Source organism: Peptoniphilus indolicus ATCC 29427, from assembly GCF_000227315.1.
Lineage (GTDB): Bacteria > Bacillota > Clostridia > Tissierellales > Peptoniphilaceae > Peptoniphilus > Peptoniphilus indolicus.
Genome location: NZ_JH165063.1, coordinates 68,913 through 76,428, shown reverse-complemented (window position 1 = coordinate 76,428; position 7,516 = coordinate 68,913). Strand labels below are relative to the sequence as shown.

Below are 7,516 nucleotides of genomic sequence, written 5' to 3'. Positions count from 1 at the left end.
TATCATATATATTATCTTAAATTTATTATGACTATATGCTCCTTCTCCATAAATATATGTCATCCCTCTATTCATATTACTATAAATGCTATTTACAATTTTTTCATCATGCTCACTTATTATAAATACTTGCTTTTGCTTTCCAACCCCTAAATGAATTTTATCCATCACTCTATAGGCAATAAATAGTGCAACAAGTGTATACAGTGCTCTATCTAAAGAATATATAAAAGATGATGACATTATTATAAAAAAGTTTAACCCCATCAATACATTCCCAACAGAAATGTTGTACTTCTTTTTCATTATTGCACCAATTATATCAAGTCCACCCGTTGAGCATCCATTTCTAAATGTAATTCCCATTCCAATTCCATTTAGAACTCCGCCAAATATACAAGACAATAAGACATCTTTAGTAACTATAAATCCAGATTCTGTAATAGAGTCTAAAAATCCTACATAAAAAGATAGCAAAAATATTGATATAGTTGAGAAAAACATAAATTTTGTATCCAAATATATTAGCCCAAGTATCATAGGAGGTAAATTTAATAAGAACAAAATCAAACCTATCGGAATTGGTAAATACAAATCTAAAAGAGCTGATAATCCCGTAACGCCTCCCGATATTAGTTGATTAGGTCTCAACAACAAAACCAAAGCCATTGCGCAAAATAAATTTCCTATTAAAATTGCCAAAAGTTTTTTTATAAATACTTCTTTTGTGATATTAAATTTCAAACTTATCCCTCCTACTTTGATTATAGGATTAAGAGCCTAAATAGTAAACCTTATTTATTACATATTGTAATTATCTCTTTACTAACTCTTAAATATCATCAAAGTTTTAGATTTTAATTCTGTGGTATAATACAAATAAGATAAATAAGGAGGTATTCTATGAAAAAACTAAGCTTATTACTTATTGCACTCATTCTACTCAGTGCCTGTGCAAAGAACGAAACAAAAAATAACTCTAAAGACACAACAGCATCCGAAAATAAAACTACTCAGGAAACTGATAAAAAAGTAAATACTGAAGAAGAAGTTCTATATTCATACACAGGACAAAATGAAAACTTTGAGGCAAGAGCTGTCGTAACCCCTGTAACAGAAGAATATTTAAAATCTTTGGCTGATGAGCACGCAGGTACAAACTCTGACGAACTTCAAAAAATCATGGAACAAAATCCTGTATATAAAGTGAATGTATATCTTACATACACCGGAGATTCATTAGGAGAACTCCCAGATATGACTGATGTTGCATTTAAAGTTTCTCTTCCTGATGTATTTGAAGCTTCTACAAGTAAATTGCCTAAAGAAACTCTAGTTAAAATTCTAACCGGTAAGGAAGCTATTTCAAAAGATAAGCTAATACCTGAATCAGTTTCTTCTAACATCAATGAATCATCTGTTATAAAAATAAACGCTCAATCTAAGACAATGCCGGAATTTAATTTTGACATAGACTTAAAAGCAAATTAAATTATATTCAAGGCTCTGTTTTATTTTTTTTAAATGTAAAACAGAGCCTTTTTAGGAGGTATGTATGAAAAAAATACTAATTGTTTTAATGCTATTGCTATCTTTGACAGCTTGTGCTGAAAAAAAAGATAATAAAGAAACAGTAGCTGCACTTAGAAAATCTCCCGAATATTTATCATATTCCGAGTCAAATATTAGAAATGACTATGAACCTTATTATACATTCGAGGGAGAAAATGAAAATTTTAAAGCTGTGTACACAATAAAGCCCATTGACCAAAGTATAATCGAGCAATATTCTGAAAAGTTCCCTACTAACGAAAAGCTCACAGCTAAGTCTTTACAAATTGACTGTTATTTAACTTATAAGGGTGATTTGGCTGAAAGTGATTTAGATTTACCTTCGTATTCTGAAATAGATTTATCAAATAATTTTTCTACCTGTGGTACTTATTTAATGCCTCCTCGTCTTGTAAGTATCTTAGATGGAAAATCCGACCTTGTTTCTTATTATCAAATTATTTCAGATTTTGATTTTGAAAAAGGAACATCTGAGCTAATCGAATCAAACAATACAGTAAAACTTACTTCAAAAACTAAGTCAGATTCAAATAAAGATTTTAATTTTGAACTAACTTTAAACAGAGTAGATAAAAAATAGCCTATTTAAAAAGCGTACCAGAAAAATTTCTGATACGCTTTCTTTAACAAAACTTATTTCTATTTGGGTCGTCTTTATTCTCCATATCCCAGAAACAATCTATTTTCAAATCACTTTCTTTGGCAATTTCTAATATTTTGTCCCTTTCAGCAACCTCATCATACAAAATACAAACTCCACAACAATGGTCCGCCTCTCTTGGTGTCGGTGCAACTGTAGATTTAATTTGTGCTTCTTGCATTTTTTGATATAGTGTCATTGCCTCTTTAGAATTTGGCATTAATACATAGTGTCTTATTTTTTTCATTTAATCCTCAATTAGCTGAGCATTTCTATAAAAGCTCCTATTCTTGTCTTTAGTTGTTCAGCATCTTCATCTGTATAATCTGTTTCAATTCCTATGCAAGGAATTCCGGCTTCTTGCATAGCTTTTTCTACAAAGTATCCTTCTGTATCGTAGATATTACAGAATTTTAAATTTAAATCGATTACACCATCTACGTTGTATTCTTTCGCCAATCTGATTATATCATCGATTCTTTCTCTATTAGGAGTGAAGCAAGCACAATTTATATGTCCAAGATATCTATCAGCTAAATTTTTGACCATTGTGTCCTTACTTCCTTTTGTTTCATCAACTAATGCTTCAGAATATCTAACTCCTGTACACATTTCTTCACATACAACAGCACCACCGGATGTCTCAATAATTTGATGTATCTTCCAATTTGGAATTGATAAAGGCGTACCAGTCAATAAAATTCTCTTAGTTCCCTTTTCATAAACAGAAACATTATCTTTCTTTCTCTCATCTAATTCATCACATAGAGTATTTAACATTTGTGCAAATCTCTTAGGGTCATCATAAAACGCTATTTGATGAATAAGTAGTGCATCTCTACCGCTGATTGGAACATTTTCAAGTTTTCTGAATTCGTTTAATCTTTGAAGTGCCCTTCTCTTATTATTTGCAGTTAGAATTGCATCATACAGTGTATCTTCTGTGATTTTATTTCCTGTCAATTCTTCCAATACTTCCATATAGTTTCTAATTTCATTTTCCCATTTTACAAAATCTTGTTCTCTCTTCATTTGAGGTATGTCCATTATATGCATTGGTGCATCCTCGGATAAAATTTCCCACGCTTTCTTCTTTCCATCACAAGTTGTTTCGCCTACGAACAAATCACAAATACTAAAAAACGGACAAGTTCTATCAAACCTTGCTCCTAAAGAAGCTTTTATCAATGGACAAGTCGCCGTTGGCAAAACTTTTTCTCCCCCCGGAACCCAAAACTGCGAACCACTGCAAAGACCAGTGGCTATTGCGCCTGCAGCCAAGACAACTTCATCAGGAACATGTATACAAAAACTTCCTACAACTTTTCCACCATTCTTTTGAAATTCAACTAACTCTGCTGGACGAATCCCATGTATGTCTGCAACAACCATATTGAAATAATCCATCTTTTGCGGTCTTTTTTCTTGACTTAAATATACATCTCCAAAAGCTTGAGGCAATGCTTCACACAATAAATCATGAGTTTCAACATCCATCCCAAGTTCTTCCCACATTTTTTTATTATCTGCCATTATTAACTCCTCTTAATAATTAAATTTAATTTTTCCCATAAAACAACCCTTACACGTAAATATCGGATTATCTATATCTCTCTTAATTCCATATCGTATAGTATTTAAATCACTATCGATTGCTCTATAAATTCCACCTGGACATACTGCTGTCACTGTGATTCTATCACAGTCATACAAATCTAACTTTTCAACTGTTTCTTCTAAAAATTTTCTTCTCTCTTTTATGTCTATCAAGTATCTTGAAAAGAATTCTACTTCAAATATTTCTCTACCCGATAAATTACTTATATGTAATTTATTCAAAGCTAAGTCCATTTTCTTAAACTCTTCAATTGCAATCTCATGCAGTTCTTTTGAATACTCTCTTTTGTAAACTTCCTCTAAAATCAACTTCAATTCATCTTCATTTCTGTACACACAAATTGGTTTTTCAGTTTCACCCTGCAAACTCTCTATAAAATGGTCACAAAAATCTTCGACTACGTACATTTTGGCTGAAAATAACAATGGACATTTTTCAGTCTTTAAATAAATAATCGTACTCTTTACCAAATCGCAACCATCATACTCTCCAAAAGAGAATATATGTGAGTCCAAGCCCTCCATAGGCACTGTGTGTAAACCATAAGCATAAATCAAAGGCTCATTTACATTTCCAAAAATTCCAACAATACTATCTTCCAAAGATTTATTCATTATACAATCTACAAATGCCTGCCGTCTCAGCTCCGGCAAATCTTCATACGTTTTTAATTTTCGCTTTCTCCAAACACTCATGCCAATAACGCCGCTCCTATAGCTCCCGCAAATCTCGCGTCTTTATGTGAATTCACTTCTGCTCCGAGCCTCTTTGATAACTCATTTATGACATAATCACTTTCACAAAATCCTCCTGTCAGAAAATATGAATCGCTCTTTTGTTTTTTATTTACAAGAGCAACTACCTTCGCACATATCGAATTAACAACACCTGCTGCAATATCTTCTTTAGAAGTACCCTTCCCCATTAGAGAAATAATTTCTGATTCTGCAAAAACCGTGCAAGTTGATGATATCTTAGCCTTTTTTCCATTCTCCGCAAGCTCAAACATCTCATTCAAATTAAGCCCTAACCTATTTGCCATAACTTCCAAAAACTTTCCAGTTCCAGCAGAGCATTTATCATTCATTATAAAATCCATAACTTGTCCATTTTTTAGGACTATTATCTTTGTATCTTGCCCACCTATATCTATGACAGTTGTATCACCATTATGTAAATAACTAGTTCCTTTCCCATGGCATGTTATTTCAGTTATAGTTCTATCAGCATATGGTACACTGACTCTACCATATCCTGTTGCAACTATCTTTAAACAACTTTTTCTATACCCTAATTCCTCAATCCATTTTTTTATTTCTTCTCCTGTTTCCTTACTATTCCAACCACTTGGCATAATTTTTTTATTCAATATAGTACTCTTTTTTTCATCAAAAATGACTACTTTACTTGCTGTAGAGCCTATATCTATTCCTACATAATTCAAAACATACCTCAATTTAATAAATTTTTAACTGTAAAACGTATTCATTGATATTAAACTCTTATTTCTTATTATAAAGCATATCTTTTTTAAATCTTTTTGTCAATTACTTATACAATATAAAAGCCATCATCAAATGACAATGGCCTTCTAAATTTATTCTATACCTATTACAGTATATCCTTCTTCTTCAATTGTTTCTTTTAATTTTGCATCAATGTTTTCTTCAACTTCAACTACTGCATTTTTTTCTTCAAGATTAACAGAAAAACTTTTTACTTCTTCGATTCCACTTAGTGCTTTTTCAACAGCTGCTTTACAGTGTCCACACATCATACCTTCAATTATAATTTTTCTTTCCATTTTATTCTCCTCTCTTCCACTTAGGTGTAAAAAATTTCAACCTTAGTGCATTACTCACTACCGAAACTGAACTAAAACTCATTGCTGCCGCCCCTATCATTGGACTTAATAGTATTCCAAATTTATTATAAAGTAAACCTGCCGCAATTGGAATTCCTATAGCATTATAGATAAATGCCCAAAATAGATTTTGTTTTATATTTCTGATAACAGCTTTGCTAAGTCCTATTGCAGACGGCACGTCCAACAAATTACTTCTCATTAAAACTACATCGGCCGACTCTATTGCAACTTCTGTACCGGCACCAATTGCCATTCCAACATCTGCCCTTGCCAAAGCCGGAGCGTCATTTATTCCATCTCCAACCATTACAACTTTTCCATCTTTCTGAAACTCTCTTACAGCTTTTTCTTTATCTTCCGGCAAAACTTCTGCAACAAAATCACTTAACCCAACTTGCTCAGCAATTGCCTTTGCAGTTCTCTTGTTGTCTCCGGTTATCATAACAGTTGCTATTCCCATCTCTCTTAAATGGGATAGTGCCTCTTTTGAACTTTCTTTTATTGTATCTGCAACAGCTATTATTCCCAATATTTTATTTTCTTCTAAAAAATACATTGGTGTCTTGCCTTCATTTGCAAATTTTTCTTCTTCATAAGCAACTTTCGCTACATCAATTCCAAGCTCTTGCATAAGTTTTGCATTCCCTGCATATATTTTAACACCCTTACACATCGCCGACATTCCTCTGCCTGGAATTAATTCGTATTCATCAGCTTTAAAAATTTCAATATTTTTCTCTCTTGCATTGTTTACAATTGCTTCTGCCAATGGATGTGATGAAAGACTTTCTATCGAAGCTGCAATTGATATAAGTTTTTCTTCGCTATCTTCATAAGCTATTACATCAGTTACTTTCGGTTTACCTTCTGTTATAGTGCCCGTTTTATCAAACACCACAGTTTTTACCGAATGCAAAATTTCAAGAGCCTCTGCAGATTTTATTAAAATTCCATTTTCAGCACCTTTGCCAGTTCCCACCATAATTGCCGTAGGAGTTGCTAACCCAAGAGCACATGGGCAAGATATTACCAAAACTGATATACCTATCCCCAATGCAAATTCAAAATCTCCAGTTAAAATAGTCCAAACTATCATTGATAGCAACGAAATTAACATTACTATCGGCACAAATATACCACTTATTTTATCTGCCAACTTTGCTATTGGAGCTTTAGATGACGTAGCATCTTCCACAAGTTTTATTATTTTTGCCAAAGCTGTGTCATCTCCTACACGCTTGGCCTCTAATTTAAAAAATCCCGTAGTATTTAAAGTTCCTGAAGTTACAGTATCTCCAACAGATTTCATAACCGGAATGCTCTCTCCAGTTATCGCCGATTCATCAACGCTTCCATATCCTTCAACAACAACTCCGTCAACCGGAATGGCATCTCCAACTTTTATAATTACTATATCTCCAATGACTATATCTTCAACTGCAACTTCTCCTTCAACGCCATTTCTATTTATCAAAGCTGTCTTAGGCATCAAATTTACCAATTTCTTTATCGCATCAGATGTTTTATCCTTTGCTCTTGCTTCAAAAAACTTGCCAAGTGTGATTAGAGTAAGTATCATCCCAGCCGACTCAAAATACAAATGCATCATAAAGTGATGTGCTGTTATCATATCTCCAACACCCAATGCAATTCCTATTTTATAAATTGAATAAATTCCATATGCTATTGCAGCTCCTGACCCCATCGCAATCAACGAATCCATATTTGGAGAAAGCCTATACATATTTTTAAACCCATTTATAAAATATTTTCTATTTATAAAAACAATTGGTATCACCATCAAAAATTGAGTAAATGC

Annotated in this window: 9 protein-coding genes; 2 read left to right on the top strand and 7 right to left on the bottom strand. The window is 32.8% G+C overall.

Features of this window, described 5'->3' with window-relative positions:
* On the bottom strand, positions 1-744 hold a 744-nt coding region (locus tag HMPREF9129_RS07060; RefSeq protein ID WP_004821952.1), incomplete at its 3' end, for a YitT family protein.
* Between the two features lie 159 nt (positions 745-903).
* Between HMPREF9129_RS07060 and HMPREF9129_RS07055 the strand changes: the two genes are divergently transcribed.
* A complete protein-coding gene (locus tag HMPREF9129_RS07055; protein WP_004821949.1) occupies positions 904-1,491 on the top strand; it encodes a hypothetical protein in 588 nt (195 codons plus the stop codon).
* Between the two features lie 64 nt (positions 1,492-1,555).
* Positions 1,556-2,152 (top strand): hypothetical protein, encoded by a 597-nt coding sequence (locus tag HMPREF9129_RS07050; protein WP_004821947.1) that lies wholly within the window; start codon positions 1,556-1,558, stop codon positions 2,150-2,152.
* Between the two features lie 43 nt (positions 2,153-2,195).
* Here HMPREF9129_RS07050 and HMPREF9129_RS07045 read toward each other — a convergent pair whose 3' ends face one another.
* The 6 genes from HMPREF9129_RS07045 to HMPREF9129_RS07020 all read right to left on the bottom strand — a co-directional run.
* Positions 2,196-2,459, bottom strand: coding sequence for a putative Se/S carrier protein (locus HMPREF9129_RS07045; protein WP_004821945.1), 264 nt, complete (start codon positions 2,457-2,459; stop codon positions 2,196-2,198).
* A gap of 11 nt (positions 2,460-2,470) precedes the next feature.
* On the bottom strand, positions 2,471-3,745 hold the full coding sequence (locus HMPREF9129_RS07040) for a double-cubane-cluster-containing anaerobic reductase (protein WP_004821943.1): 1,275 nt from the start codon (positions 3,743-3,745) through the stop codon (positions 2,471-2,473).
* A 12-nt stretch (positions 3,746-3,757) separates the two neighbouring features.
* Complete coding sequence (locus HMPREF9129_RS07035; RefSeq protein WP_004821940.1) at positions 3,758-4,525, bottom strand: 2-hydroxyacyl-CoA dehydratase family protein; 768 nt, start codon at positions 4,523-4,525, stop codon at positions 3,758-3,760.
* A complete protein-coding gene (locus HMPREF9129_RS07030) occupies positions 4,522-5,274 on the bottom strand; it encodes an acyl-CoA dehydratase activase (RefSeq protein ID WP_040552778.1) in 753 nt (250 codons plus the stop codon). Before HMPREF9129_RS07030 ends, HMPREF9129_RS07035 begins: the two co-directional genes overlap by 4 nt.
* Positions 5,275-5,427: 153 nt before the next feature.
* Positions 5,428-5,634, bottom strand: a complete 207-nt coding sequence (locus HMPREF9129_RS12435; protein WP_004821936.1) for a heavy-metal-associated domain-containing protein — start codon at positions 5,632-5,634, stop codon at positions 5,428-5,430.
* Position 5,635: 1 nt separating this feature from the next.
* The coding region (locus HMPREF9129_RS07020; protein WP_004821934.1) for a copper-translocating P-type ATPase at positions 5,636-7,516 on the bottom strand (1,881 nt) is incomplete at its 5' end.

Excerpts from the sequence above, each read along its gene's own strand:
- HMPREF9129_RS07035 (WP_004821940.1), bottom strand. The coding sequence starts at position 4,525 with ATGAGTGTTTGGAGAAAGCGAAAATTAAAAACGTATGAAGATTTGCCG.
- HMPREF9129_RS12435 (WP_004821936.1), bottom strand. The coding sequence starts at position 5,634 with ATGGAAAGAAAAATTATAATTGAAGGTATGATGTGTGGACACTGTAAA.
- HMPREF9129_RS07050 (WP_004821947.1), top strand. The coding sequence starts at position 1,556 with ATGAAAAAAATACTAATTGTTTTAATGCTATTGCTATCTTTGACAGCT.
- HMPREF9129_RS07045 (WP_004821945.1), bottom strand. The coding sequence starts at position 2,459 with ATGAAAAAAATAAGACACTATGTATTAATGCCAAATTCTAAAGAGGCA.
- HMPREF9129_RS07040 (WP_004821943.1), bottom strand. The coding sequence starts at position 3,745 with ATGGCAGATAATAAAAAAATGTGGGAAGAACTTGGGATGGATGTTGAA.
- HMPREF9129_RS07055 (WP_004821949.1), top strand. The coding sequence starts at position 904 with ATGAAAAAACTAAGCTTATTACTTATTGCACTCATTCTACTCAGTGCC.